A 24,931-nucleotide genomic window follows, 5' to 3' on the forward strand; every position below is an offset into this window, starting at 1 on the left:
TAATTACTTAGTTCCGTTTTGCTTAATATCTTTATAAGCATTTGGAACATTGAAATTGAAATGCAGCCAATTAAAAAGTTCATAACCCTTGTCAAATTCTTTCATGGTTACGGCAGCTTTAGTTTCATCCAAAGTCAGTCCTTTTTTTACGGCATTTTCAACATTAGTCTGCAAAGCGGTTACATAATCAATTGTATATTTGATTCCTGCTTTGTTGGTAATACGTCCATGTCCCGGAACTACGATATCTTTATCAGAAATCATATTGTAAATTTTATTGAGGTTTTGAACAGGTTCTAAAAAATACCCATCAAACAGCCATGGAATAGTTGGGCTTTCAGCAATAAAAGGATTTCCCGCCCACAATACATTTCCGGAGGATGATTTTAAATAAACAAAAAGATCGGCTGGCGATTGTGCAGTTCCCACATTTATTACCTCAACAATATTTCCTTTTCCCATATCAATTTTCATGGTTTGGTTGATGGCTATTGTAATGTCTGCAGGGCGATAAACACTTTCTTCAATTCCCCTTCCTTTTCCAAAAAGCATGATCATAAACTGTTTGATATTTTCATAATTCTTAGCCAGATTCTCTTTGCAGAATTCATTCTGAATGACAATTGTTTCCTTTGGAAGTAAATAATTTCCAAAACAATGATCTCCATGATCACTGGTATTTATGGCATAAACAATAGGTTTTGGCGTAACAGATCGAATTAGTTTATAAAGCTGATCGTACAACCCTTTACTTAGCATTGTTTCGATAAGTAAAACACCTTTATCTGCTACAATAAATCCTGCCGAAGTAGCCTGGGCAATTCCTTTTGTGGTTTCAGTTTCAGTTGTACTTGGAGAGACTGCATATACATTCTCTGCAATTTTATGCAATTTTAAAGTCACTTTGTTGGCGTCCCAAATTGGTACATGATCGGGCATTGGAAATTGTGCATAAGCCTGTATATTGGCTAACAAAGACAATGTAATGATTGTCAATCCCGAAATTAATTTTTGAATTTTCATGATCTAAATTTTAATTGTGAGGTGTGAAATGTAAGCTGTGAAGTATAAATTGACCCTTTTTTATTTCAAATTTCACATTTCACAGCTTACCTTTCACATTTTACTTTTTACTGCTTCTTTTGATAGCCACCGAAGTATTTCACGGGCGACCAATCTGGAATTACCGGAGCAATTTCAGGATCAAGAGCTTTAAAATCTCTGGCACCGTATACTACTTTTCCATTTACAATTGTCAAATCCGATTCTATATTTCGAACTTTGTCTGCTGAAATTGTAAAATAATCTTCTGATAAAATCGAAAAATCAGCATACATACCCTTTATCAGTTTTCCTTTTACTTTTTCTTCGCCCGAGAACCAAGCACTTCCTGAAGTATATAATTGAAGTGCGGTAAACTTATCCAGAATCTGATTTTTAGGCCAAAACTGCATTCCCCCTAAAGTTTTTCCCGTAATAAGCCAATGCAATGCCATCCACGGATTATATGTTGAAATACGAGTGGCATCAGTTCCCATTCCCACAGGAATTCCGATTTCGAGCATTTTTTTAATAGGAGGCAGTTGTGTTTTTGGGGCGCCATACATTTTCTCGTATAGTTCTCCCTGAAAATACATTCTAAACTGAACTGCAATTCCGCCATTTAATGCTTTTACTCTTTCTAATTCCTGAGGTGTAATGGTTTCGGCATGATCAAAAAACCAGCGCAATCCGTTAAACGGAATTTCTTTATTGACTTTCTCAAAAACATTCAACATTCTGTCAATCGATTCGCCGTAAGTAGCATGCAGTCGAAATGGCCATCTGTTCTTAACAAGCAGACGAATAATAGGTTCAAGATCTTTTTCCATTTCATCAGAAAGTACGATTCTTGGTTCCAGAAAGTTTTCAAAATCTGCTGCAGAGGCCACAATATTTTCTCCTGCTCCTTCCTCGGTATAACCGTTGGCTGTCAAAAGATTATCATTTTTATTAATGACTGTTTCAGCAACCCATTTTTCATAATCCTGAAGTTCTTTGCCTTTTTGCTGTGCAAAGAGGTAATATGAAATCCTCAGGTTAAGTCTTCCCTGTTTGGCCAATTCCATAGAAGTCGCATAATCTGATGGAAAGTTTTGTGATCCGCCTGCTGCGTCAATCACCGATGTTAAACCAAAGCGATTAAGTTCACGATTAAATTGAAGCGAACTATTAATTCTTTCTTCTGGAGTCAACTTTGTAGTTAATCCTAAAGTGGTATAAATGGCTTTTGGCGTTTCTTTTGCAAACATTAATCCAGTTAAGTTTCCGTTTTTATCTTGTTCCAAAACGCTTCCTTCATAATGTGTGTCTTTAGTATAGCCTAAGACTTCGATTCCTTTTTTATTCAAAAATGCTTTACCGTATAAATAGGTTATAAAAACAGGTTTTTCTGGAACCGCGGCGTTTATTTCTTCAATAGTGGGCTGTCTTTTTTCTTCAAATCCAAATTCATTCCAGCCTCCAATAACTTTGATCCAAACTCCAGCCGGTGTCCTTGCTGCTTGTTCTTTTAGCATTTCCATTGCTCTTTTTAAGGTTTTAACTCCGTCCCAGCGCAATTCTGCATTGTAATTCAGTCCTTCGCGAATCACATGAATATGACTATCGTTTAAACCTGGAATTACAGCTTTGCCTTTTGCATCAATGATTTTTGTTGCTGTGGTTTTATAACTTTCTAGAATGTTTTTTGAAGTTCCAGTTGCCAGAATAATTCCGTCCTTTATCGCTAGCGCCTGAACAAATTCGCCTGCCTTTTGCATCGTTGCAATTTTCCCGTTATAGACAATCAGGTCCGCTTTTTCCTGAGACTGCATGAACAGACCAAAGAAAAATAATAGTATTAAAAATATATGTTTCATTTTTTTTAAAAGATTTAATTGGTCTGTTTTTGGGTCTTATTTTGCAAGGAAAAAAGCCAATAAATCTTTTTGAACTCGTTCTGTATTTTCTTGAACCAGCCAGTGCCCAGAACCAGCAATTTTTGATTCGGTTACATTTTCAGCAACTAATTTAGAATGGTCTTTCAGAAATGCAGCCGCAAAATATTCGCCACCCATTGCCAATAAAGGCATTTTAAGTTTTGTTTTTGCCAAAATCAAATTGTCTTTTCCATCCTGAGGAAATGCTCCAAACCATTTAAAACTCGATTTCGCGCCATCTTTGACTGAATAAGCTCTAATAAATTCTGCCGTTTCCTCGGCTGTAAAAGGGTCTTTTACATGTCCTACAACCGGCCAGAAATTCGTTAAAAATTCCTTCTCTTTCCCGCTCACAATATCGCCTGAAGCCGGCCATGCAAAAAATCCAAACCACCATGCCGAAGCCGAAACTTGAGACCATACCGGCTCTATACCAGGAAGCAAGGCATCCATTAAAGCTACTTTTTTAACTTCATTTCCATATTGCGCTGCGTATGCATAAGCTACCATTAGTCCGATATCATGTCCTGCCAAATTGATATTACTGTAACCTAATTTTTGCACCAGTTCATGAATATCTTTCGCCATATTTTTTTTATCATAGCCTCCTTCTGGTTTATCAGATTCTCCCACCCCTCTTAAATCAGGAGCGATTACGGTAAAATGTTTTGATAATTCTGGCAATAAACGATTCCACATATACCAGTTTTGTCCAAAACCATGAACCAATACAAGTGGATCTCCTTTACCTCCAATTACATAGTGAATTTTAACTCCGTTTACATCTGCATAAGCATGTTTAAAATTTGCTGGGGGATTTGCAGGTGCAGTTTGAGGTGTTTCAGAAGATGCGACAGGCGTTGCTTCTGCTGCAGGAGTTTCTTCTGGTTTTTTATTACAGGAAATTAACGTCAATAATAAAAAGCTAAAGGTTATAAACTGGGATGTTTTACTTTTAAAGTTTAAAAAAGTAATGTTCAATAAATTCGTTTTCATAATTTTAATTTTAATTGGTTACTAAATAATTGGTTATTGTAAAATTTATGCAGGTAGTTTTCCTATCCAATCTTGTATAAAGACCGCTATTTCCTGCCAGCCGGGCTGATTTAAAACAAAATGATTTCTTTCAGGAAAAACCTTGAAATCTGTAATAGAATTTTTATCCGTATATTTCTTGTAGTTAGAGTAATTGAGCGACTCCGGAATAGTATGATCCGTCGATCCTGCAATTAGTAATAATGGATTGTGGGCAGCATGAAAATCTACTTTTGCAGCTGCTGTTATCGTATCGCGAACGATTAATTTAGATTCGGGAATAACATAGTCACAATATGCTTTTTCCTGCCATTCTAAAGGCATTCCATTTGTAAATGAATATTGCCATCGGCTAAAATTCATTAAAAAAGTTTTTTTTGTGGAAGTAAAAAAACCAAGTGGCCCCCAACCGGCTTTCAAAAATGAAAATTTAAAAGTCATAATTCCCTGAGGGGGAACCGAATGTATGGCAATGGCTGCGGAAGCTAAATTGCGTTGTAAAAGTATCTGTGCTGTAAGTCCACCGATAGAATGACCGATTATAATAGGCTTTTCAGAAAGATTTTTCGCAATATTCTCAAAATGATCTACCAGCTGAGTTAAACGAAGACCGGCAATCTGCGGATCTGGATGGCGAGAGCGCAGAACATCTACAGGAGCATCTTTGTAAGGCCATGCCGGTGCCAGGGTCTTAAAGCCTTTACTCTCAAAAAATGTTTCCCATTCATTCCAGCATTTATTACTTACAAATGCACCTGTAATAAAAAGTATTGTAGTAGGGGTTTCACTTAGCATAATACATATTTTTATGTTATGCCAAAGTGTAAACTAAAACTGAACCATTAAAACAAGTTACTGATTTACAAATACTTATGATTAAAATTAAAATTTAGGAACGACTATATTTCGTCGTACAACGAAAATAAAGCAACTTAATATCGTTCGTTTCAATTGTGAATGGCTAAATTCAAAAAGATAATTTCATCACTTTTTACAATTAAAAAATTCATAATATGTAATTAAAAATGACTTCTCTTTATCCCTAATTTTTGCATTCTTGAAGCCAACGTTGTAGGAGGAAGTCCTAATATCTCAGATGCACCGCCTGTTCCTCTAATTCTTCCGTTGCATTTTTCAAGCACATTGATGATATGTTCTCTTTCATTTTCCTGAATAGTTTTAAAATACCATTCGTTTGACTTGTTGTTTATTTTAGCTTCCTCAAAAGCTGGAAGCGGAATCTGCTCAATAGTGTCTGTCTTTGCCAAAAGAATACTTCTTTCAATAAGGTTCTCTAACTCACGAATATTCCCTGGCCATTGATAAGATAAAAGGCTTTTTAAAGCGCTTTCTGATATCTCGTTCACCTTCTTTCCCGTTTTAGCGCTATAGACAGCAATAAAATGCCGTGCAAGAAGTCCGATGTCTTCTTTACGATCTCTTAAAGGTGGCAGCTGAATAGGAAATACATTTAGCCTATAATACAAATCAAGTCTAAAACGGCCGTCGGCAACTTCTTTTTCGAGATTACAATTGGTAGCGGCAATAATACGTACATTAACTTTTATTGAATCATTTCCTCCAACGCGTTCAAATTCTTTTTCCTGAATCGCTCGCAGCAGTTTAGCCTGCATTTCTAATGGCATATCTCCAATTTCATCCAAAAATAAAGTACCGTTATCTGCTTGTTCAAATTTACCAATTCGTCTTTCTGACGCACCTGTAAAAGATCCTTTTTCATGTCCGAATAATTCTGATTCTATTAGGCTTGGTGGAAGGGCTGAACAATTAATTTTAACAAACGGCTGATTTTTTCTATTGGAAAGCTCCTTAATACTATGGGCAATACTTTCTTTTCCAGTACCGCTTTCTCCCATAATCAAAACTGTTGTATCGGCGGGTGCAACTTGTAAAATATGGTCAAATATTTTTAGCAGCGCCGGACTTTTACCAATGATAGATTCAAAGCCTAAATTTTTCATATTCTTAGCTGCTGCAGGATTTTCAGGAGAAGTATTTTTTTTATCGAATTTTTTGTCATGACTGATTAAATTTTCAATTGCAAAAATTAAAGGCTCCTGAAGCCTTTCACACAACGTTAAATGATTTTTATTATAATTATCTTCCTGCCTGCTGAAAAAAGATAGATATAGTCCGCCATTTTCTGTCAACGTCAAAGGAACCGGAAGCATGAGATTGGATTTCATATTCATTGAGGCCGCAATCAATTTTTTGATAGGAGTTTTATCACATATCTTTATAAAATCCTGACCATTATAGTATGTGGCGTCTGTCTCCACTTTACTTTTGTTTCGCAATTCAGTAATCTCAGATTCTTTTAAGGCAGTAATATTTTGCAACTCTTCAATTCCTATTCGTTGGTATTCGTGTAAGCCTGTTCTTGCGTAACCCAAAACTCTGCTGGATAATTTTTTTTCAATGTAAAAAACCGCCATTACAAGATCAAAAGAAATAAGAGACTGCAGGGCGGTAATAATATTAAGGACTCTCTCATCCCAAGTGCCTCTTTTTGTTACTATAGTTTTTAATTGTTTTTGAAACAAAAGCTCTTTTCTAATTGATGATTCTATTCCATACTGTTGGTGATATTCGGCTATTTCAATTGTTACTAACAAATCTTTTTCTCTAAAAGGTTTTACCAAAAAACCTTGTGGATGAGTCTGTTTAGCCTTGCTGAGCACTTCTTCGTTAGAGTTAGCAGAGAGATAAATAAAGGGAATATTTTCGTCTTTAAGTATTTCGGCAAGATCAATACCGGTTTCTTTTCCCGAGAGGAAAATATCTAATAATACTAATTCTGGCCTCTGTTCTGCAATATAATATTTAGCATCAGGAACTGACCTTGCCATTCCAATAACAGAATGTCCGGCTTTTTTCAGCATCAGTCGTAAATGATTTGCTTCAACAAACTGATCTTCAACTATAAGTATTTTTAATTGTTTTGCCATTTCAGAAATTATTAATGAAAATTATTTTCGTTAAAAATAAATTTCAGCGTTATTTTTGTACCGTTCGTATTCGTAATTAGAAACTTTCCATCGATATCTGCAGAAAGTCCATGCATTAACTTTATTCCCAATGAAGGATTGTTATATGGATCAAAATCAGCAGGAAGACCAATCCCGTTATCCTGAATTATCAAAACATAATTTTTATTGTCGTCTGTTTTAACGGAAACGTTAATTATTCCGTTCTTATGGTCTGGAAAAGCATATTTAATAGCATTTGTAACTGCTTCATTAAAAATTAATCCAATTGGTATTGAATGAGACAAAGGGAGATTAAAGCTGTCTATATCAAGTACAAACCGAATTGATTTTCTGATCTCAAATGAATCTTTTAAATATTCTGTTAATTCAAATATATAAGACGGCATATCAATTATCGATAAATTCTCAGATTGATATAATTTCTGATGTATTAAAGACATCGCCTGAATCCTGTTCTGACTATTATTAATGGCTTGAACTGCTTCATCATTTTTTAAAAATTCAGCCTGACTTGCCAGAAGTCCCACCACCATATGCAGATTATTCTTTACTCTATGATGAATTTCACGCAAAAGCCATTCTTTTTCAACGACCAGTTTTTGCAGCGTACTGTTTTTTTTATTGATTTCATTTTGCTGCGTTTCGAGTACCTTATTTGTTTTCTTCTTAAATCTAAAACTTTTATAAAGCAATCCAAGTATTATAAGTAAAAGCAAAACAAAAGTTATCATGGAGTTACGTAAAAATACCTCGTTTTTAAGTTTACTTTGTTGCAACAAGGTTTTATTTTTAAGTTTGATAATATCCATGCTTTTCTTTTCTGTTTCATAGATAATATTGAGTCTGGAGGAAATGGGATAAATATCGCTTTCTTTAAGATTGGCAGCTTTATAGAAAAATATAGCTTTTTTTAGCGAAATTAGAGCGTTGTGAAAATCTGAGATTGAAAAATATAATTCGCTGATTTCTCTGTAGCAATCACCGCTTCTTTTATTATTTCCGGACTTTTCAAATAGGGATGCAGCCTTAAAAATTGGATCTAATCTCTCTTTTATAGGTGCGTTAGTACGCATTTTAGCTGACCAGACCATGACCCACGCTTCTCCCAAATCATCTGTTTGATCTGTTTTAGTTAATACTTCTATTGCTTTTCTCGCGTTGACTTCTATCATTGAATTGTTATTTCGCAACTCTTGCACCATGGAAAGCTGTAGATAACATTTACCAGCATAAATATTAGAATGAAGGTTCTGGCTTATTCGAAGGGCTTCCTCACCATATTGAAATGCCTTTAGCAAGGTTTTAGGGTTATTATAAGAAGCTTCATACCAGTCACTTACTTTTAATAAAATTTTAATTTTATCGATATCCTCTTTTAATCCGCTTAACAAGCTCTCCGCTTTTCTTACCTGTTGTTCAGTATAAGGAGGTTCATTATTAAAATCATTTTCCAAATCCAACAGACTATCATCCGCCGTTTCAATTTGCTTTTTGTTTGTAAAAAAAGTCAATGCGTTTACTTCTCCAAATGTAAACCATACAAGGAGACACAGAACTATTCTGTATTGATTAGAGAACATTTTCGTAAGGATTAAACAGGCTCTACGAAGGTATTGATAATTATGTATTTAAATTTAAAATATTGAAAAATTGACTACCAACGAAATATCGTTGACAGTCGATTCTTTAATATCATGTGCTTTATGACGTAGTTTTATCAAAGGGTGTAGATGATATCATTGGCGAGAAAACCATAGCAGATGCAATTTTAGACCGGTTAATACATTAATCGCATAGGGTTGAACTGCATGGCGAATCCAGGAGAAAGAAAAAAACATAAATAAGGGATAATTATTTATCTATATTTGAATATAAATTAACAAATGAAAAAAGTAGTTTTTTGAAATAAATGGAGGTGCTCACTTTGCACCGAAATTAGGTGGTCAATATTACTAGTTTATATACCTTAACACCCGATCAAGCTTAATACCTTGCTAAACAAACCTGCAGACTACACTGTTTATGCATATCAAAAAAGAAAAAGCATTATTTTTTGGGCAGCAACTCAAAAATTCCCCAATGATCAAAATAAAATTGTGAAAAAATAGCTTTCTATCTGGGATGATTTGGAAAATTCGCAGAATGATTTTAATTTAGTGCCAGACCGATTAAGGGAATGTAACAGGATTAACTTACAAGCCCGGATACAGAATGTATAATGCCAATAAAATTTCTTAAACAATGCAGGATATTAGGGTCCACGGAAGTATTTTCTTCCTTCTGAAAAAATTTATCACAAAAGAATTATCTGCCGCCTCATGGGATATTTTAAATGCGCAGGCGGGCACTGGCCCTATATCTTTCTCTATTACGGAGAATTATCCAATAGAGACAATGAATCTGCTGCTGGAAAATGCATCAGAGATGACAGGGGTGTCCAGGCATCTGCTTATGGAGCAGTTTGGCAGGTATCTAGTCAATGATCTCTTCGCACTTTATAAGGATTATATCAGGCCCGAATGGAGGACCCTCGATGTTATACTGCACACCGAACCCGTTATGCATGGCGCCGTGCGTAAATTAAACAGTACAGCAAACCCGCCGGTTTTAAATGTCTCCCAGATAAATGACAAGCTGCTGATCATCGATTATTTTTCCCAGCGCAGAATGGCTTCCCTTGCTATTGGTATTATCAGGGGTATTTCAGAGTATTACGGTGAAGCTGACAAAATTAAAATTACCCCAATGACAGATGCGGATGATCAAAGGGTGCAGATCCGCCTTGATTTTCTGTAGCAGATAACAAAACTGAACCCGTATCTCTAAGCTGTAATCTGTCGGCGGCTTCACACTTTGCCTTTTCCGCCTTTATTGGATTATTTGATATTTTATGAATTTAATACTCCGCCCCGGTCATGTCCTGGCTGCATATACATTAAGAAACTCTGCAGGCCTGGAAATTCTCATCTACTGCGGTATCTTCCTCCAGATTCGCAGCAGCACCAGACTGTAGAGAAAAATAGTGCCGATAATAAAATTGTAAGCTTCAAAGCTCGTTTCAGGAAAGCCGGCAGATCTGCTTAAAAACACCGATGAGCAGATAAAGAGCACCGCGCCTAAGGCATAAGAAATAAAAATCCTGTTTTGCCATAATTTTATTCCAGGCCCCTTTCCGGCCATAACATCACACGGATTGTCTTCCGTATGCAGATGGCTTTCATCAAGCCGATACTTTAATTTTTCCTGCAGCACCTGCAGCGTATAACCCCTCGCTTGCACTTCTCCGCTTTCGATCCTCTGAATAGACCGCAGGCTGATACCGGTAAGCTCCGAGAGCTGCCCCTGGGTTAATCCTTCAGCTGTCCTTTTCGCCTTTAGGGACGAGCCCACTTTAATTTTATCGTACTTCATAGCAATGTGACATTTAAACGCCATTTAACATCCGGCGTATTTTATAGAAAAGCAATGCTCTAAATTTACGGCAATAATCACAAAAATTACAATATGCTGGGAATCATTTTACTGCTTCTGTTCTATTCAATAGTTCTTTTGATCGTTGAAAAAAGAATATATGACCGCCTGGGCCTGATACCCACACCAAAAAGACTAAGATACTTTTGTGCCGGCTTTTTAGCCGCCGGTCTGGTTGTCATTATTAACATTTTGATTGAGACCTCTGCCTGCTCTATTACATGGGAGCTTAAAAATCCAGTCAGATTTTATGCAATTGCAGGGAAGGCCTGGCTGTTTTTTATAGCTGTATTTACCGAAGAATTATTTTTCCGCGGCATTTTTTTTTATCTGCTGCTGCGCTTTGCCAGTGAGCAGTACAGCGTACTGATTTCTTCTGCATGTTTTGGAGTCTATCACTGGTTTTCATTTGGAATGATTAATGAGCCCATAGCACCGCTGGTTTATGTTTTTACCATTACCTCACTGGCAGGATACTGCTGGTCACTGGCCTTTCTGAAGTCCCGGACCCTGTTGCTGCCCTTAGGGATGCACTGCGGCTGGAATATTATAAATTCTCTTTTCAATGCCCAGGGTTCCAATTCGGAGGTGCTGTTTGTTAAAACCTATACAATGCGGACGGGCGACGGTGCCAATTTATTTGTGTCACTTGTAACGGGGTTACTGCCTGCCGTGCTGATGTATTTGTACATACGCCTTAAATTCAGCCCCAAAAGCGGTCTGCAGCACGCATGAACAAAGTCAAAGAACAGGAATCACCCAGAGTCAGACAATAATTGTTAAGTGCAGCTGAATTATCAGGATACCTGCATGTAACTTATCTGCTTAGGAACAATCCATCCTTCTTAAACGATTTTCCTGCCAGGCCTATTGGATAAAAGCAACAGCTACAAATCAACGCCCTAGCCCCGATTGCTCAGACAGTTCGCTTCGCTCGTGTGCAGTGGAAATCCTTTGTTCCGGGATACGGTACAAAAGATTGGAACGTATAGCGGGAAAAGTTCCTAAAAAATAAAATTAAACCTAAAAATACGATCGGCATAAATACAATGCAACTGCCCATTAAAGTACAAAATACTAAAACTACATTTTGTTTAATAATTTTCAAAATAAGTAAACAAAATATTCCAATGTATTTTAGATTATTACCCATCTCATAGCATTTATTGCATTGAACGAACTCAGGCCCAAACTGGGACCGATCAACGGTCTGACAGGTAAGTACATTGTGCAGTGGTTATTATATAATTTAAAATAAAAATACTATAAACACATAAGTGCAGCCTTTCTTACATTACAGCCATGTTACTGGTTCACCAGTAATTTACCTTATACAAATAAACATATAATGGAAGAGTATGTTTATGGACAGGTCTGCAGCTATAAGGGATTGTCAAAAATCCCCTGCAGGCCAAATAATTATCCGCCTCTTATTTCTGAAAATAAAATAGGACGGGACATTTTTTAAGAGCTGGTAATGCTGGCTAATTCTCAAAGAAAATTTGCCAGCCTCTATTATTTAAAATGGAGTACTAAATACGGTAGTGATCCAATCTATAAATTACTTTCTACCACGAATATAGCCGCTCACCAGCTAATGCATCTCTGTACGATAAAAAAGCAGCCCGGAAAATCTATACATGAAATTATTTAAATCAGTCCAGAAAACTGATAAATTCTGCATTTATCAAAGGCAGCCCATAATTAATATGCCGCTTTCTTTCATAGATATACAAGCCTTAACACTTTAGCCCCGATTGCTTTGCTAGTGTGCAGTGGAAGTCCTTTGTGCCGGGATGCGGTACGGCTCAAATAATATAAGAGTACCGTATAATTTTATAAATTTTTACTGCTTAATCATCGTAAATTATACCTTTAATTTATTATGCTTATTTTATGGAATTTATCAACGATTACTGGCAGAAAACAGTACGTGCCGCGGCAATATTCTGGCCTCACCTGCTGTCGGCTGTGCTGACCCTTATCATTGGGCTTATTATCATAAAGCTTTTTAAAAAACTTATGCTGCGGCTCATTGCTTCAAATAAATTTGATACTACCCTGCTTAAATTTATTATGGATGTACTTATATGGACTTTCCGGGCACTGCTGTTTATAAGTATCATTACCAAACTTGGCGTCGAAACCTCTGCCTTTGTAGCGATTATCGGTGCGGCGGGACTGGCCATAGGCCTCTCGCTCCAGGGATCGCTGGCTAATTTTGCAGGCGGCCTGCTGATCATTCTCTTCAAGCCTTTACGTGTGGGGGATTACATTGAAGCGCAGGGCGAAGCGGGCACTGTTGCTGCTATTTTTATTTTCAGCACTAAAATCATTACGCCCAACAACCAGTCGGTGTATATGCCTAACGGCGCACTCTCCAACGGCATTATAAGGAATTTTTCAAAGGAAACGCTGCGCCGCACCGAAATTACGCTGAGCGTTCACCACAGTAGTGATATCTCATTTGTCAAGACCATTATCTCTGATACCCTTAAAGCGGACAAAAGAATCCTGCACCATCCAGAGCCAGTGGTAATGGTCAAGGATCTGACCGCAGAAGCCGTACTTCTTTCTGTCTTTGCCTGGACATCCAATGCCGATTATGGATGGGCAGTTTCGGATTTTTACCAGACCATTAAAAAAGCCTTCAAGGATAACCAGATTGAAATACCGGCTTCCAAAACCTATGTTACCCTAGAGAGTATCAGTCCGCTGCAGAGAGCAGATGAGAATAAAAAAACTGCCCGTGCATAACGCATCTGGCGATTAGTGCCTGCAAACCACGGTGATCCCCATTCTATCTCCCTTCATAAAGTCCTGGACGGTTAATAACAGGGCTTGTTGAGCAGGGATCTGCATTGGATAACCCTGGGCTGGATACTTGCCGTGCAGCCGCCGGGAAATTATTTTGTACAACCAGCACAGCAGCGGCACCGTTATTTAAAAAATAGGCAAAACCTTACACACCTTATCTTTTAAAACCTTCTGCCAGATTCTGCACGAGGTCTGCCTGCCTTAATCATTGGGATGACAGGCGCAGAGTCCAGTGCAAGATATCACGGGTACCGGAGGAATTAGATATTTTATTGTCCCCAGATCTCTTATGCTGTCAGAGAGCGGCCGCTCTTGTTTAAATAAGCTGCAGGTGAGGCCTTACCTGCATACTGATAATATCACATCTTGGAGCCTGGGATACAGCAAACAAAATACTCATTGCAATGTCTTGTGGATGCAGCATTTCCAGTTCTGCGATTTTCTCCCGGTGCTCTTCTTTTGTTCCAGGCTGCAGGTCGGTCATTACGCTTCCCGGTTCGATGAGTGTCACCTTGATGCCAAGCGGATTGACCTCTTTTCGAAGTGCGGCCGTAAAGCCGCGGATTGCGGCCTTAGTGGCCACGTATATGGTACCAGTTTGCTCTCTTGTCTCGGCGCTCATTGAGCCGATGTTCACAATATGTCCGGATTTCTGAAACTTCATTCTTGAAACGGCCTGCTGGGCAAAATCCACATAACCAATGAAATTGGTCTGGATAATATATTTCCATTCATCCCTGCCGGTGTTGGTAATACCCTCACCGGGCACTGCCGCATTATTGATAAGAATATCAATGCTTCCCATCTGCAGGTCCACAATATCCATTATCATGTTAATATCGTCTTCATTTGTCACATCCGCAGGCGCTCCGAAAAGCTCAGCTTGGGGAAACCTGCCTGTTATTTCATCGAAAGCCTGCTTAAAGTCAGCGGCATCCCTGCCGAAAATCAGTACACGTGCCCCCAGCGAAATTAAAAGTTCAGCAGCGGCCTTGCCTATACCGGTGGTACCTCCTGTGATCACTATATTTTTATATCTTATACCGGATCCCAAATATTCTTTTAGATTTATCATAGTATTTATTATATTAAAATCATGCCGGGCAATTTTGATACTGCTGTCTGCCGGTATCATAATAAAGCACGGAAGGGTTGGAAAGCTTAGGGCAGGTGAAAAACTTTACACCAGTGAAGCCCGTAATTTAGTATTTACCACTACCTTATTTTATCGTGAATCAGCGCCGCTGCCATGTCAGCTGCCTGCAGCACTATTTCTTCCTGGCTTCCGGAAAATACTTCCCTGCGGCTAACATCCCCCAAGGGCGTCATAATATATAAAAAGATGGTACCGACAGGTTTTTCACTGCTCTCACTTCCCCCGGGGGTGGTAAGACCCGTCAGGGCAACTGTAATGTCGGAGTTGAAAATATAGGCAGTGCGCTCCGCCAGTTCCCTGGTTACCTCAGGTGATTCCGGGGTGTAGGTCTCTATCAGGCTGCGGCGCACGTGAAGAATCTGTTCCTTGACAAAAACTTCGTAACATGTAATACCTCCCCGAAGAATTTTCCCAGAATGTTCAGTGAGCGAGAATTCGGCGCTGAGCCTTCCCGCTGATGCGCTTTCCGCAAAGGCAATGTTCCAGCCATGGTCGGCAATAACTTTGCTGCAATTGATAATAATTTCTGATGGCATAAACTGTTTTTTTAGTCAATAATTATTCCCCTGTTTCCATATTGGGAGCATCGACGGGTTTGGACTGTGAGGAGCCAATCTGACGCAAATAAATGGACAGGATCACGATGGCAAATACCGAGAGAAATTCACTCTGCCAGTTTTGAAATGATTCAAACCAAAATCTCGAATCCCCAATATAGCTGCCAGCTGTTTCAAGAGGAAGACCTTTTAGAGAAAGCTCCTGGTTTTCATCTTTTAAACTGCCGTAAAAATGGACTGCAAAAAAGAGCATGAACAGCAGAAACAAAACAATTGTTAATGAATGCTTATAAAATGCCAGAATCAGTCCGCCTTTCTTGACCGGCCATGGTGCATCTTTTGCAGCTGGCGAAGGTTCGCGGTCGACTTCCTGGGGCTTGTCAAAATCCTTGGATTCCGATGAGCCTTTCTGCTGCAGGAAAATGGTCAGCATCACAAAGAGCGCCATCTGCAGAAATTCACTCTCCCAGTTCTCAAAGGTGGACTGCAGAAAATGCCCAGAGGTTAAGTAAATACTAAAATCAACAGAAGAGGCGCCCTGCTGGAGAAGTTCTTTATTATGTTCTTCAAATCCAAAAACGACCTGCCCTGCCAGGGTCAAAATAAACAGCAGTAAGAAAACGATGGAGAGTCCGTTGTTGCGAAAAAATGTTTTCATAACTTATTTTTATTACAAATTTGAAATTTTTCGAGTAACTTTTTCTTACATTATTATTTTATCGTTTTATAAAATTTTATTATCTAGTAACAGTTCCGCGAAAAAAAAGATTATAAATCCCGGAGCTTGCAGATCAGCTGCGAACTAAGAATGTTATTTATAAACTGACATATATTTATAAAATTTCTCACAGCATCACGTGTATATATGAATCGAAAAATTATAGATTGGTCATAAAATAATGTAATGCTTATAAAGATTCGAGAAATAAAAATCCTGAAATCATCCAAATTCCCTGCTTCACCAGCAATTAAAAAAATCCGATTGGAAAAAAATGTACACATGATTTTCTCATCAAAGTCACAGATAGGCCTAACCTTATTATTTTTCGGCGCAGTTTACAAATCATCGTCTCATAATGTAAAAAATATAAATCTGGATTTTAATTCTGTAAAAAAAATACAGGCTTTAATTTGAAATTTATAGTACCAGAACAAATTTGCATCCTAAAAGAACTTTTGCATTTATAACACACATTTAAAACCTTATTTATGATAGAGATTATACGAGCTCCTGAGAATGTTGCCGCGTTCAGGGCATCCGGAGAAGTTACGGCAGATGATTATAAAACAGTTCTGGTTCCCGAGGTAACAAAACTGGTTAAGAGAAGAGATGAAATCAATTTTTTGTTTTTGATCGATACCGAAATTAAAAACTTCACCGCACAGGCCTGGATGGAAGATGCCTTGCTGGGTCTTAAGAATCTTGGAAAATGGAACCGCGCCGCAATTGTTACTGATAATGAGCGCGCTATTTCTTTTACAAACGGTTTCAGCTTATTTGCTCCCGGAGAATTTAGAGGTTATAGAAAAGAAGCTTTTGATGAAGCCTTAAACTGGGTCCACGGATATGAACAAAATAGATGAATTATTGGCTCATACCGGCAACAGGCAGTATGAACTTCCTAAGGAAAAATGGAAATATTTTCAGCAATGGCATCATACTTTACTCCTGCACTGGCAGGTGCCTGTTCCTTTTTTAAAAGAAAATATTCCTTCGGGGCTACAGTTAGATACATTCAATAATGCAGGCTGGGTTTCTATTGCTGCTTTTGAGGTAAAAGATATGAGACTAAGAAACTTTCCCCTTTTGCCTTACATTTCTAATTTTCAGGAAATAAACCTCAGAACCTATGTTACCAGAAACGGGATTCCTGGTATTTATTTATTTTCAATTGAAACCAATAAACTGATCGAGGTGTTGTTTTCAAGGCTTTTTATCGGACTTCCTTATGAGAAATCCAAAATGAAACAACTGCCCTATCATATTGCCGCTGAAAATAAAAAACGGAATAATTTTTTAGACATTTTAATTTGGCAGAAAGGCAATGTGATACAAAAAACAGCTTTGGATTTCTGGCTTACAGAACGGCATGCGCTCTATGAAGTTAAAAACAAAAAAATATTCCGTTTTGATATTCACCACAAAGAATGGAAACTTCGCAAAATAGACATCTCCATAACAGATATTCGATACAATTTTGGAAAATATAAAATTACCGTAAAGCCCGATAAAATACAATATGCAGAAAAACTTGATGTCGTTTTATGGGGCAGAAAAATAGTCAGTTAAAGATTCAACTGCTTTTACTTCTGAATTATTATGGAAAAGCATTCTATTTATATCGGTACATCAGGCTGGCTGTATAAGCACTGGCGCAATACCTTTTATCCTGCAGATCTTAAGGTAAAGGAAGAGTTTGCCTATTATGCCGGCAAATTCAGTACTGTGGAAATCAATAGTACTTTCTACGGAGTTCCTTCTGACCAGACCCTTATGAACTGGAAGAAAAATTCTCCGCCACATTTTGTATACACCGTCAAAGCCAGTCGTTTTATTACCCATCTAAAAAAATTGCATAATACAACTCAGATTTTACATTCCTTTATTCACAAAATGGAACTGCTTGGCAGTAAACTTGGGGTTATATTAGTGCAGCTTCCACCCTATCTTAAAGCCGATACAAAACTTCTGGAAACCTTCCTGAAGGAACTTCCCAAAACAAACCGGTTTGTAATTGAGTTTCGAAATGCAGAATGGTATACTGCAGAAGTTTTTAATCTTTTAAAAAAACACAACGTTGGTTTTTGCATTTATGAATTGGCAGGACATCTTTCCCCTTTAGAAATTACTGCTGATTTTGTTTATTTGAGATTACATGGGCCCACTTCTGATAAATACAGGGGCAATTATAGCGGCCAAGCCTTAAAAAAATGGGCCGATCAATGCAAGATATGGCTACAAACCAAAGATGTGTATGTTTATTTTGATAATGATGAACAGGGTTATGCGGCTTTTAATGCCCTGAAACTGGAGCAACTTGTGAATTCAGAATGAAATCAAGATTTTCATTTTAAGTAAATAATTATGCAGAATGCTTTCGTCCAGACATTCAAACCGTCCTTGCCGGGCAACTTGATAATCAAGGAAAAGCGTTTCGGGATCGGTATCTTTAATCTTGTTTCGGATCACCATGAACTTAACCCTTCTTCGCCCGGGTATTGGAAAATTTTATAAATAAAGAGCAAAATTATATAAAAAAAGAGCCTCCTTTTTTCTGAAATTTGGAGCAGTCAGATAAATGGGCAATACACTTCGGGCGCTTGCAGCTCACAGTTATTCCGCTGGCTGATTTTGTACGCCGTTATCTGCTGATATCATTTTTTTCATTAACCTAAAACTGGTCATTATGCATGCAGTTACTCCGTGGAGCGCTACGGCTCAGGCAGATATAGAAAAGAGCGAAATACTTTTAGAGAGAAAAATACTCAATTACACCTATCAATTTTACAACACGGGAGATTCCCTGTGGATCGTTGCACTGATGCCGGAGAGCGGAAAGATAGCTTTTCGCGCCGCATATGCAATGAACAGCTGCTTTGAAGTGGGAAATCTTCTCGATGATGGGGATACCATTGTTATAGTCCTGAATTCAAGGCTGGGAAATTATGAAGTCCGCGTAAGCTTTCCCGGTTCACTATTGCATTATACCACGAAATTTACTGCCAATATGCCGCTGATGATTCCATTTTCACCTCGGGATATACTGCCCCTCACCCAGAATGGAAGCGTTGGGAACACCGCTGGGAAAATCCATATGGAACAGTTCGGGTCCCGGTCCGGATTACTCTTTGCAAGTGTCACCAGACCCCAGACAGGGTCCTTTTTTTATTTTCAAAATCTGACTTCGCTCTCTGAATATTGCGAAGTTACCAAAACCGAGTCAATGAATACCGTCGGCGGTACCTGGCCTGAAATCGGATTCCAGCTTCCGTCCACGGATGAATTGCCCCTCCCTGCAGGCAAAACCTTCACCATTTCAGATGTTTATGTAATACCTGATGCTGAAATTTTTGACAAGACCCCAATGATTTGTGAACGCTTTTTAAATAATCTGGTTGCCGTCTATAAAGTCCTTGAGCAGCCGCGGATAGAGTACCACAACTGGCCGGAAATCGCCCAAAGGGTTACAGCAGACTTAACCCGCAACAAAGGCTCCTGGACACAAAAAGATGGACTGTCTTATTTAAATGCCTACTTGTGCGACTACGAAACACCGCCTGAAAGCATGGTGCAGCTTGCCGTACTGACCCCGTTTAAGGAATATGAAAAATGGAGCTCGGTGAAACAGCCGATTTGCGATGATTTAATTAAAGGTCTGCCCGCTTTTTATGATACAAAAATAAACTGCATCAACCGCTGGCTTCCTTCCATGACAGAGAAGCTTGACCAGTCTGAAGAGCAGAAGAAAGAGATGGTAATGGATTCATGGTACCTGCATCATCCTTTAATGAATCTGGCAAGGCTGGCACTGGCCGGGGATAAAACGGCTGAGAAACTGGTACTGGATTCTGTCGAATATGTCATAAAAACCGCCCATCATTTCAAATATGAATGGCCTGTATTTTATAATATGCAGACCCTTGAGACAATCAAGGAAGAAACCGCGCCGGGTGCCGGAGGAGAAAGGGATGTTCCGGGATCTTACGCGCATTTAATGCTGCTTATTTTCAAGTTGACCAATGATAAACGCTATTTTAAGGAAGCAGAAAAAGCAGCGAAAAAACTGGAAGATCTGGGCTTAAACATTTTATATCAGGCAAATAACACGGCTTTTGCTGCTGTTGCACTGCTCGAATTATATAAAATTACAAACAAAAAATTATACCTGGAGCTAAGTTATACCTGCCTTACGGGATTATTTAAAAATATCCAGCTGTATGACTGCAAATACGGTTTTGGTAAGAATTATACCAATTTCTTTTCGATCTTTCCCCTTAATGACGCCCCTTATACTGCTGCATATGAAGAACTGGAAGTTTATGCCGCCTTATCGGAATACATGATCCAGGCCAAAGATGTGGAAATTTTACCGGCATTAAAAACACTGCTTCCGGAGTTTATCAAATATGCGGTAAGCAGAATGGCGTATTATTATCCCGAAATGCTCCCTCAGGAAATGCTCTCCGAAGAAGTAAAAACAGGAGAAATACAACGGGATTTATGGGTTCCGCTGGAGGATCTGTACAATGGCTGGAAAAAAAGCGGCCAGGTGGGCCAGGAAGTATATGGCGCCGGCATGCCCTTTGGGGTAGTGCCAAGGCAGTATATCAAAATTGAAGATGATTTTCTGCTTTTTATAGATTATCCCATTACTGAACAAAACAAAAGAGGAAAATCTATAACTATACATCTTGAAGGTGATCCACAGATGCACTGCAATTTAAAGATCATTAAGTTAAGGGATAAGAAAATTAAAATGAAACTTTTTCAGGATAAGGAGCCCCTGGACGCCTTTCATGAAAATGCCGGCATACAGGAATACAAAATTTCAGGCAGGGCCATAATTAAAGTGCAATGGTAAAGGTAAACTGCAATCATTGCGGGGTCATTTTTAAATCTGTTTTCTGCGGGATCCGCCGCTGAACAGAAAATATGTATCGTGGAGCCCACAATTACTGGAATCGTACTTTCTATGCATTAAAAATGAAACCGGGAGTAAATTTTATTTAAAGCTTTTTTAAGTTCTTCACACTGTCATTTAGATGCAAGCATGGCAGTTTTAAGTGCTTCAAACGCATCTTCCAACGTTATCTTAAGTATATGATCCTGATCTTCAATTTTTAAAATCATATCAGCGAGAATCTGTTGTACACAGCTGCCATACACCTCCCCTTTAGTAAGTGGGATTTCAAATGTTCCCGATACAATTTGGTCAACCTCGTACAAAATGCCCGATACGGAAGTGGATTCTCTGCCGGTCATGCCAGCAGATTCTGATGCGCCCCAGCCTTCGGGTCTTGATACATCATTGATTTTTTCAAAATCCTCAGCCTTCGTTTCAAACCATTTGGGTAAACTGGCAAGCTTTTTCCTGCTCTGCGTATTTACAAGTGCTTTAATGTGTCCTTTCATCGGCATCCATCCCTCTATTGTGACCCTTGCAAGATCAAAAACCAGTTTGATTGTCGTCTGCTCAAAAAAGCCAGGCCCGGAGAACGCATGGTAATAACTTGCTATCAGTCCCTCGCTGTATAGAACCATTGCCGCAACACGGTCACGCTGTAAATCATTTCTTTTATGGGAAACACCATATACTTCAGTATATTTTTGTCCACCAATTGCATTAATGATATCAAAAAAATGTACACCATGCTCTACCATAATTCCCCCAGACATACTTTCATCCCAGAACCAGTGCGTTTCAGGCAAGGATTCATCTTGTGCATAGTTGTTGACCACCGCATGACGGAGCCTGCCCAGCGACCCGTTTTGTGTCAAATCCACAACTGCATTTATTATGGGATTGTAACGGATCATATGATTAACTGTAATTACTCTCCCTGTCTTTCTCTGGACTCTGAAAATGTCTTCCGCCTGCTGTTCTGTTACTGACAGCGGCTTTTCAAGCAGTACATGCTTTCCAGCTTCCATTGCCGCACAAGCCATTTCACTATGAAGATGGGGAGGTGTTACAATACTTACAATGTCAATCTCCGGGTCATTCAGAAGCTCCTTCCAATCATAATACACCCTGCAGTTCTCCGTTTCCTTTATATGGGAACCGTGGTCTGCAACTGCTGTGACCTGCACATTTTCAAGTTTTGACCACCAGTGGTGCAGAAATTTTCCAAATCCTCCGTATCCAATAATTCCAACTTTATATTTTTTCATAATCTACATTTTATTTCATACTAATTAATCCGGCAGCTCTTCTATAATTTTTGGTTCCGTTATAGGCTGAGCATTCATATGATGCCGATACCGGGTCGAAGTTTCATAGGCCAGTTTTCTTATTCGCATTATATTTCCCAAAGGGCGATGTTCCACCAGACAGTGAAATGGGTTAAAACTCAGTACATCGTCTGCATAGACCCTGCGCTTCGGGCTAAAAGTTTCCTGAGGCAGAAAAGTAAGTTTTGCGACAGGCTGATACAGGCTTTTATCTTCTGGCCATTGTACCGATCCGTCTTCAACAGGCATAATGCTGAGATCTGTACAAAGCTGCGCGCTCATTTCATATTCTGCAATATTTGACTGGAAAAAGTCAGCTGTGATTTTAGTTAAAAAGGCATTTTCATCAGCTTCAATTATTTCCTTATCAATTTTCTTTCCGGATAATTTCCTGACATTTTCTGATAACGGTTTTACATTTATTTTGGCAATATAATCCCCATACCTCAGCGCCGCCATACTGAAATAAATATCACCCAGAAGATGCGGACCAGGAGCACTTAACTCGTTGGTATCATCTGCAAGACCTACTGCCGCCAGTACATTCTGGACTCCTACCGCGGCTTTTTGTGCAATTTGCTGGAATAACTCCCCGCTGTCTGCCTGCTTTTCCAGATTCTCCTGAAGCTTTAGATATTCATTTATGGTTCCGGTTGGAATAACAGGATAATTGACCAGCAAAAAATCTTGCGTCACGGCATCGGAGAGTTCCGGCAATAGTTTCTCGCCTTCCACTCCTATAATCTTTATAGCCATACCCCGAAATGCAGACATCTTATCGGGCATTATTGCGCCTTGTGCCGTAGAAAAACGGACAATAACCGGATAGGTTTTAGGCTCCGCAAATAATCCCTGCGCCAGATGCTCAGGCAGATTCTCGTAAACCTGCAATTGTCCTTTTAAGATGGCATGGCTTTTTGCATGTGCATCCCTGATGGCATGACGGTGTTTCTCGTACATTAATCGGTTTACCCTTGCCATAGAATCTACAATTTTCTGGCTGATTTCCTGCTCATCGGGCTGTTGTACTTCGATCGCATCACTGTATCGTATATAAGAGGTGGATTGTGTCATAAATATAATTTTAGTGGACTGATTTATTTTTTTACCGGATTAAACACGGCCAGCTGTAGTGAGAATTTTTTCGATGGTACGTTATTTCCTTCGACAAGTTCACTGAAATTGGCATTCATGATCCATGTATCTGAACCAGCCATGGCAGCAGTTGAGGGAAATGCAAAACGATCTTCTACAGAAGTGGATTCCGTCACTTGGGCCGAAGTCCAGTAATCAGAGGTTTTGATTTTAAAAACTTTATTTACTCCTCCATTTTGCACTAGCGTCAGCGTGTTGTTGTCATTTAGAAGCATTCCGTCTGCTCCTGGAAAAAACTGGTCGATCTTGACCTTTGTTCCGTTATTAGGACTGGCAATAGGTAATTTTATCAGTGCTCCTGTTCCATTATTGACGACAAGGAGAAACCCCTCGGGCTGGAACACAATACCATTGGGTCCCACTCCTGCTGTCTGCAGCAGTTCGCTTTTGCTGAAAACGGCAGCATTTCCTTTTACATCCACCTTATAAACTGCATCTGCAAAACTATCGGTAATATAAGCATTGCCCTCTTTATCAAAAGTAAGGTCATTAGGAAAATGCTCACCGGGAACTAATTGCGATAAATCAATATCATTAATTTTTTTACCGTTTTTCAGGTCAATGATAATGAGTCTTGCCATTTTCTTTTTGGTATCAGGGGTACTGAATTTGCTGTAATTGGCATCACCGGCGCACACAAAAAGCCTTATTCCATCTGGATGCACTTTAAGACCATAGGTAGATTTTAATGTTTTATCTGCATATAATTCAGAATATTTTCCTTCTTTGGTAACTTTTCCCACGGTTCCCAATCTTGCCGAGGAAACATAAAATACATTGGCGGCCTTATCAAAAGCGACTCCTTCAGGATAGGATTCCGGCGCTTCAAATTCAATACGTTTGGTTGGTTCCTGTCCCCAGGTCAGCTGGGATAACAACAGGAATATAATATACTTTTTCATCTTTATTTTTGTTTAAGGGCATAAATAATTCCATTTGCATCGTCAGATACATATACTACATCGGTACCAATCGCCAGTCCTGCGGGTCTTCCAAAACGTTGATTTCCAATCAGGAACCCCGTTAGAAAATCTTCAGAACCGGTAGGATTTCCTTTGCTGTCGAATTTGATACGCTCTACTTTATAACCGCTTGGGTTCTGCCTGTTCCATGAGCCATGCCAGCAGACAAGCGCATCGCCCTTATTTTTTCCGCTATCAAAAAAGGCAAACGCTATAGGGGCACTGTGGGCCGGGAATTCCAATACTGAAGGCTGTGTTTTTGAAGCCCAGCCTTCCTTCGTATTACCTACCGGATCTTCCCTGCTCTGGTCAACTTCACGCTTGGCGTAAGCAAACGGAAAACCATAATTGCCCCCCATAACAATATGGTTTAATTCTTCGGGCGGCCATTCATCTCCTTTTGCATCACCTCCATTATCTACACCCCACATTTCCTTAGTCTGCGGCTGCCAGTCAAAACCAATAGTATTGCGAAGACCTGAGGCATATAGAATTCTTTTCCATGTAATAGGATCTACCTGCAGCATTGTGGCGGTTTCCTTGTCACTTTCCTTGCAGTCATTACAAACGCTGCCCACTGAAATGTATAATTTCCCGTCAGGACCAAAATCCATAGTTCTGTTGGCGTGCTGTCCCCCGCTTGGCAGATCCTTGATCAGCGTATCGGCTGCTTTGCCTAAAGTGCCGTCTTCATTCATGGCATATCGAAGCACTTTGTTATTGTTGCATAAGTACATGTAATTATCTTTCGAAGTGATGCCGTGTACTCCGGGAAAATCTGCCACACGGGTCATGTCGTCAAACTTTCCATCTTTATTGGTATCGGTGAGCATCAGCACATCACCTGCATCCCGT

21 protein-coding genes are annotated in these 24,931 nt (G+C 39.1%); 7 read left to right on the forward strand and 14 right to left on the reverse strand.

Features of this window, described 5'->3' with window-relative positions; all coding sequences use genetic code 11:
• Window positions 1-3: 3 nt before the first annotated feature.
• The 6 genes from J2Y38_RS22870 to J2Y38_RS22895 all read right to left on the reverse strand — a co-directional run bounded on the left by J2Y38_RS22870 (window position 4) and on the right by J2Y38_RS22895 (window position 8,586).
• The gene (locus tag J2Y38_RS22870) at window positions 4-1,023 is read right to left on the reverse strand and encodes an MBL fold metallo-hydrolase (RefSeq protein ID WP_309847247.1); all 1,020 of its coding nucleotides are present in this window, start codon (window positions 1,021-1,023) and stop codon (window positions 4-6) included.
• A 107-nt stretch (window positions 1,024-1,130) separates the two neighbouring features.
• The gene (locus J2Y38_RS22875; protein ID WP_309847250.1) at window positions 1,131-2,900 is read right to left on the reverse strand and encodes an amidohydrolase; all 1,770 of its coding nucleotides are present in this window, start codon (window positions 2,898-2,900) and stop codon (window positions 1,131-1,133) included.
• Window positions 2,901-2,936: 36 nt separating this feature from the next.
• Entirely contained in the window at window positions 2,937-3,956 is a 1,020-nt protein-coding gene (locus J2Y38_RS22880) for an alpha/beta hydrolase (RefSeq protein WP_309847252.1), read from the reverse strand.
• A 45-nt stretch (window positions 3,957-4,001) separates the two neighbouring features.
• On the reverse strand, window positions 4,002-4,790 hold the full coding sequence (locus tag J2Y38_RS22885; RefSeq protein ID WP_309847254.1) for an alpha/beta hydrolase: 789 nt from the start codon (window positions 4,788-4,790) through the stop codon (window positions 4,002-4,004).
• A gap of 224 nt (window positions 4,791-5,014) precedes the next feature.
• Window positions 5,015-6,964 (reverse strand): sigma 54-interacting response regulator, encoded by a 1,950-nt coding sequence (locus J2Y38_RS22890; RefSeq protein WP_309847256.1) that lies wholly within the window; start codon window positions 6,962-6,964, stop codon window positions 5,015-5,017.
• An 11-nt stretch (window positions 6,965-6,975) separates the two neighbouring features.
• Window positions 6,976-8,586, reverse strand: coding sequence for a sensor histidine kinase (locus J2Y38_RS22895; RefSeq protein ID WP_309847258.1), 1,611 nt, complete (start codon window positions 8,584-8,586; stop codon window positions 6,976-6,978).
• A gap of 661 nt (window positions 8,587-9,247) precedes the next feature.
• Between J2Y38_RS22895 and J2Y38_RS22900 the strand changes: the two genes are divergently transcribed.
• On the forward strand, window positions 9,248-9,802 hold the full coding sequence (locus J2Y38_RS22900) for a heme NO-binding domain-containing protein (RefSeq protein ID WP_309847261.1): 555 nt from the start codon (window positions 9,248-9,250) through the stop codon (window positions 9,800-9,802).
• A gap of 171 nt (window positions 9,803-9,973) precedes the next feature.
• Here the strand turns inward: J2Y38_RS22900 and J2Y38_RS22905 are convergent, their stop codons facing one another.
• Window positions 9,974-10,417, reverse strand: a complete 444-nt coding sequence (locus tag J2Y38_RS22905; protein ID WP_309847265.1) for a helix-turn-helix transcriptional regulator — start codon at window positions 10,415-10,417, stop codon at window positions 9,974-9,976.
• Between the two features lie 93 nt (window positions 10,418-10,510).
• On the opposite strand from J2Y38_RS22905, the gene J2Y38_RS22910 reads away from it, so the two are divergent.
• Window positions 10,511-11,212 carry a CPBP family intramembrane glutamic endopeptidase gene (locus J2Y38_RS22910; RefSeq protein WP_309847268.1) on the forward strand — a complete coding sequence of 234 codons (702 nt, stop codon included), beginning with the start codon at window positions 10,511-10,513 and terminating at the stop codon, window positions 11,210-11,212.
• Between the two features lie 1,161 nt (window positions 11,213-12,373).
• Window positions 12,374-13,234, forward strand: coding sequence for a mechanosensitive ion channel domain-containing protein (locus J2Y38_RS22915; RefSeq protein ID WP_309847270.1), 861 nt, complete (start codon window positions 12,374-12,376; stop codon window positions 13,232-13,234).
• 376 nt (window positions 13,235-13,610) lie between these two features.
• Here the strand turns inward: J2Y38_RS22915 and J2Y38_RS22920 are convergent, their stop codons facing one another.
• The 3 genes from J2Y38_RS22920 to J2Y38_RS22930 form a co-directional block, all read right to left on the reverse strand.
• Window positions 13,611-14,369, reverse strand: a complete 759-nt coding sequence (locus J2Y38_RS22920; RefSeq protein ID WP_309847271.1) for an SDR family oxidoreductase — start codon at window positions 14,367-14,369, stop codon at window positions 13,611-13,613.
• Between the two features lie 140 nt (window positions 14,370-14,509).
• Window positions 14,510-14,986: a CinA family protein gene (locus J2Y38_RS22925; protein WP_309847273.1), complete on the reverse strand. Its 477-nt coding sequence runs from the start codon at window positions 14,984-14,986 to the stop codon at window positions 14,510-14,512.
• 22 nt (window positions 14,987-15,008) lie between these two features.
• Complete coding sequence (locus tag J2Y38_RS22930; protein ID WP_309847275.1) at window positions 15,009-15,665, reverse strand: DUF6766 family protein; 657 nt, start codon at window positions 15,663-15,665, stop codon at window positions 15,009-15,011.
• Between the two features lie 551 nt (window positions 15,666-16,216).
• On the opposite strand from J2Y38_RS22930, the gene J2Y38_RS22935 reads away from it, so the two are divergent.
• The 4 genes from J2Y38_RS22935 (at window position 16,217) to J2Y38_RS22950 (ending at window position 20,589) form a co-directional block, all read left to right on the forward strand.
• On the forward strand, window positions 16,217-16,591 hold the full coding sequence (locus J2Y38_RS22935) for an STAS/SEC14 domain-containing protein (protein WP_309847277.1): 375 nt from the start codon (window positions 16,217-16,219) through the stop codon (window positions 16,589-16,591).
• Window positions 16,575-17,297 carry a DUF2071 domain-containing protein gene (locus J2Y38_RS22940; protein WP_309847280.1) on the forward strand — a complete coding sequence of 241 codons (723 nt, stop codon included), beginning with the start codon at window positions 16,575-16,577 and terminating at the stop codon, window positions 17,295-17,297. The genes J2Y38_RS22935 and J2Y38_RS22940 overlap by 17 nt, the downstream gene beginning before the upstream one ends.
• A gap of 30 nt (window positions 17,298-17,327) precedes the next feature.
• A complete protein-coding gene (locus tag J2Y38_RS22945) occupies window positions 17,328-18,062 on the forward strand; it encodes a DUF72 domain-containing protein (protein ID WP_309847281.1) in 735 nt (244 codons plus the stop codon).
• A gap of 352 nt (window positions 18,063-18,414) precedes the next feature.
• Entirely contained in the window at window positions 18,415-20,589 is a 2,175-nt protein-coding gene (locus J2Y38_RS22950) for a hypothetical protein (RefSeq protein WP_309847284.1), read from the forward strand.
• 173 nt (window positions 20,590-20,762) lie between these two features.
• Here J2Y38_RS22950 and J2Y38_RS22955 read toward each other — a convergent pair whose 3' ends face one another.
• The 4 genes from J2Y38_RS22955 to J2Y38_RS22970 are packed head-to-tail and all read right to left on the reverse strand — an operon-like array spanning window position 20,763 to window position 24,909.
• Window positions 20,763-21,899 carry a Gfo/Idh/MocA family oxidoreductase gene (locus J2Y38_RS22955; RefSeq protein ID WP_309847287.1) on the reverse strand — a complete coding sequence of 379 codons (1,137 nt, stop codon included), beginning with the start codon at window positions 21,897-21,899 and terminating at the stop codon, window positions 20,763-20,765.
• A gap of 24 nt (window positions 21,900-21,923) precedes the next feature.
• A complete protein-coding gene (locus tag J2Y38_RS22960) occupies window positions 21,924-23,033 on the reverse strand; it encodes a catalase family protein (RefSeq protein WP_309847290.1) in 1,110 nt (369 codons plus the stop codon).
• Window positions 23,034-23,056: 23 nt separating this feature from the next.
• Window positions 23,057-24,016 carry a gluconolaconase gene (locus J2Y38_RS22965; protein ID WP_309847291.1) on the reverse strand — a complete coding sequence of 320 codons (960 nt, stop codon included), beginning with the start codon at window positions 24,014-24,016 and terminating at the stop codon, window positions 23,057-23,059.
• 2 nt (window positions 24,017-24,018) lie between these two features.
• Complete coding sequence (locus tag J2Y38_RS22970; RefSeq protein ID WP_309847295.1) at window positions 24,019-24,909, reverse strand: PQQ-dependent sugar dehydrogenase; 891 nt, start codon at window positions 24,907-24,909, stop codon at window positions 24,019-24,021.
• Window positions 24,910-24,931: the final 22 nt, after the last annotated feature.

The organism is Flavobacterium sp. 2755 (genome assembly GCF_031455715.1).
Taxonomy (GTDB): Bacteria; Bacteroidota; Bacteroidia; order Flavobacteriales; family Flavobacteriaceae; genus Flavobacterium.

Bases quoted from the DNA above. Each gene is read 5' to 3' on its own strand.
- J2Y38_RS22870 (WP_309847247.1), bottom strand. From the start codon at position 1,023: ATGAAAATTCAAAAATTAATTTCGGGATTGACAATCATTACATTGTCT.
- J2Y38_RS22875 (WP_309847250.1), bottom strand. From the start codon at position 2,900: ATGAAACATATATTTTTAATACTATTATTTTTCTTTGGTCTGTTCATG.
- J2Y38_RS22880 (WP_309847252.1), bottom strand. From the start codon at position 3,956: ATGAAAACGAATTTATTGAACATTACTTTTTTAAACTTTAAAAGTAAA.
- J2Y38_RS22885 (WP_309847254.1), bottom strand. From the start codon at position 4,790: ATGCTAAGTGAAACCCCTACTACAATACTTTTTATTACAGGTGCATTT.
- J2Y38_RS22890 (WP_309847256.1), bottom strand. From the start codon at position 6,964: ATGGCAAAACAATTAAAAATACTTATAGTTGAAGATCAGTTTGTTGAA.
- J2Y38_RS22895 (WP_309847258.1), bottom strand. From the start codon at position 8,586: ATGTTCTCTAATCAATACAGAATAGTTCTGTGTCTCCTTGTATGGTTT.
- J2Y38_RS22900 (WP_309847261.1), top strand. From the start codon at position 9,248: ATGCAGGATATTAGGGTCCACGGAAGTATTTTCTTCCTTCTGAAAAAA.
- J2Y38_RS22905 (WP_309847265.1), bottom strand. From the start codon at position 10,417: ATGAAGTACGATAAAATTAAAGTGGGCTCGTCCCTAAAGGCGAAAAGG.
- J2Y38_RS22910 (WP_309847268.1), top strand. From the start codon at position 10,511: ATGCTGGGAATCATTTTACTGCTTCTGTTCTATTCAATAGTTCTTTTG.
- J2Y38_RS22915 (WP_309847270.1), top strand. From the start codon at position 12,374: ATGGAATTTATCAACGATTACTGGCAGAAAACAGTACGTGCCGCGGCA.
- J2Y38_RS22920 (WP_309847271.1), bottom strand. From the start codon at position 14,369: ATGATAAATCTAAAAGAATATTTGGGATCCGGTATAAGATATAAAAAT.
- J2Y38_RS22925 (WP_309847273.1), bottom strand. From the start codon at position 14,986: ATGCCATCAGAAATTATTATCAATTGCAGCAAAGTTATTGCCGACCAT.
- J2Y38_RS22930 (WP_309847275.1), bottom strand. From the start codon at position 15,665: ATGAAAACATTTTTTCGCAACAACGGACTCTCCATCGTTTTCTTACTG.
- J2Y38_RS22935 (WP_309847277.1), top strand. From the start codon at position 16,217: ATGATAGAGATTATACGAGCTCCTGAGAATGTTGCCGCGTTCAGGGCA.
- J2Y38_RS22940 (WP_309847280.1), top strand. From the start codon at position 16,575: ATGAACAAAATAGATGAATTATTGGCTCATACCGGCAACAGGCAGTAT.
- J2Y38_RS22945 (WP_309847281.1), top strand. From the start codon at position 17,328: ATGGAAAAGCATTCTATTTATATCGGTACATCAGGCTGGCTGTATAAG.
- J2Y38_RS22950 (WP_309847284.1), top strand. From the start codon at position 18,415: ATGCATGCAGTTACTCCGTGGAGCGCTACGGCTCAGGCAGATATAGAA.
- J2Y38_RS22955 (WP_309847287.1), bottom strand. From the start codon at position 21,899: ATGAAAAAATATAAAGTTGGAATTATTGGATACGGAGGATTTGGAAAA.
- J2Y38_RS22960 (WP_309847290.1), bottom strand. From the start codon at position 23,033: ATGACACAATCCACCTCTTATATACGATACAGTGATGCGATCGAAGTA.
- J2Y38_RS22965 (WP_309847291.1), bottom strand. From the start codon at position 24,016: ATGAAAAAGTATATTATATTCCTGTTGTTATCCCAGCTGACCTGGGGA.
- J2Y38_RS22970 (WP_309847295.1), bottom strand. From the start codon at position 24,909: ATGCTCACCGATACCAATAAAGATGGAAAGTTTGACGACATGACCCGT.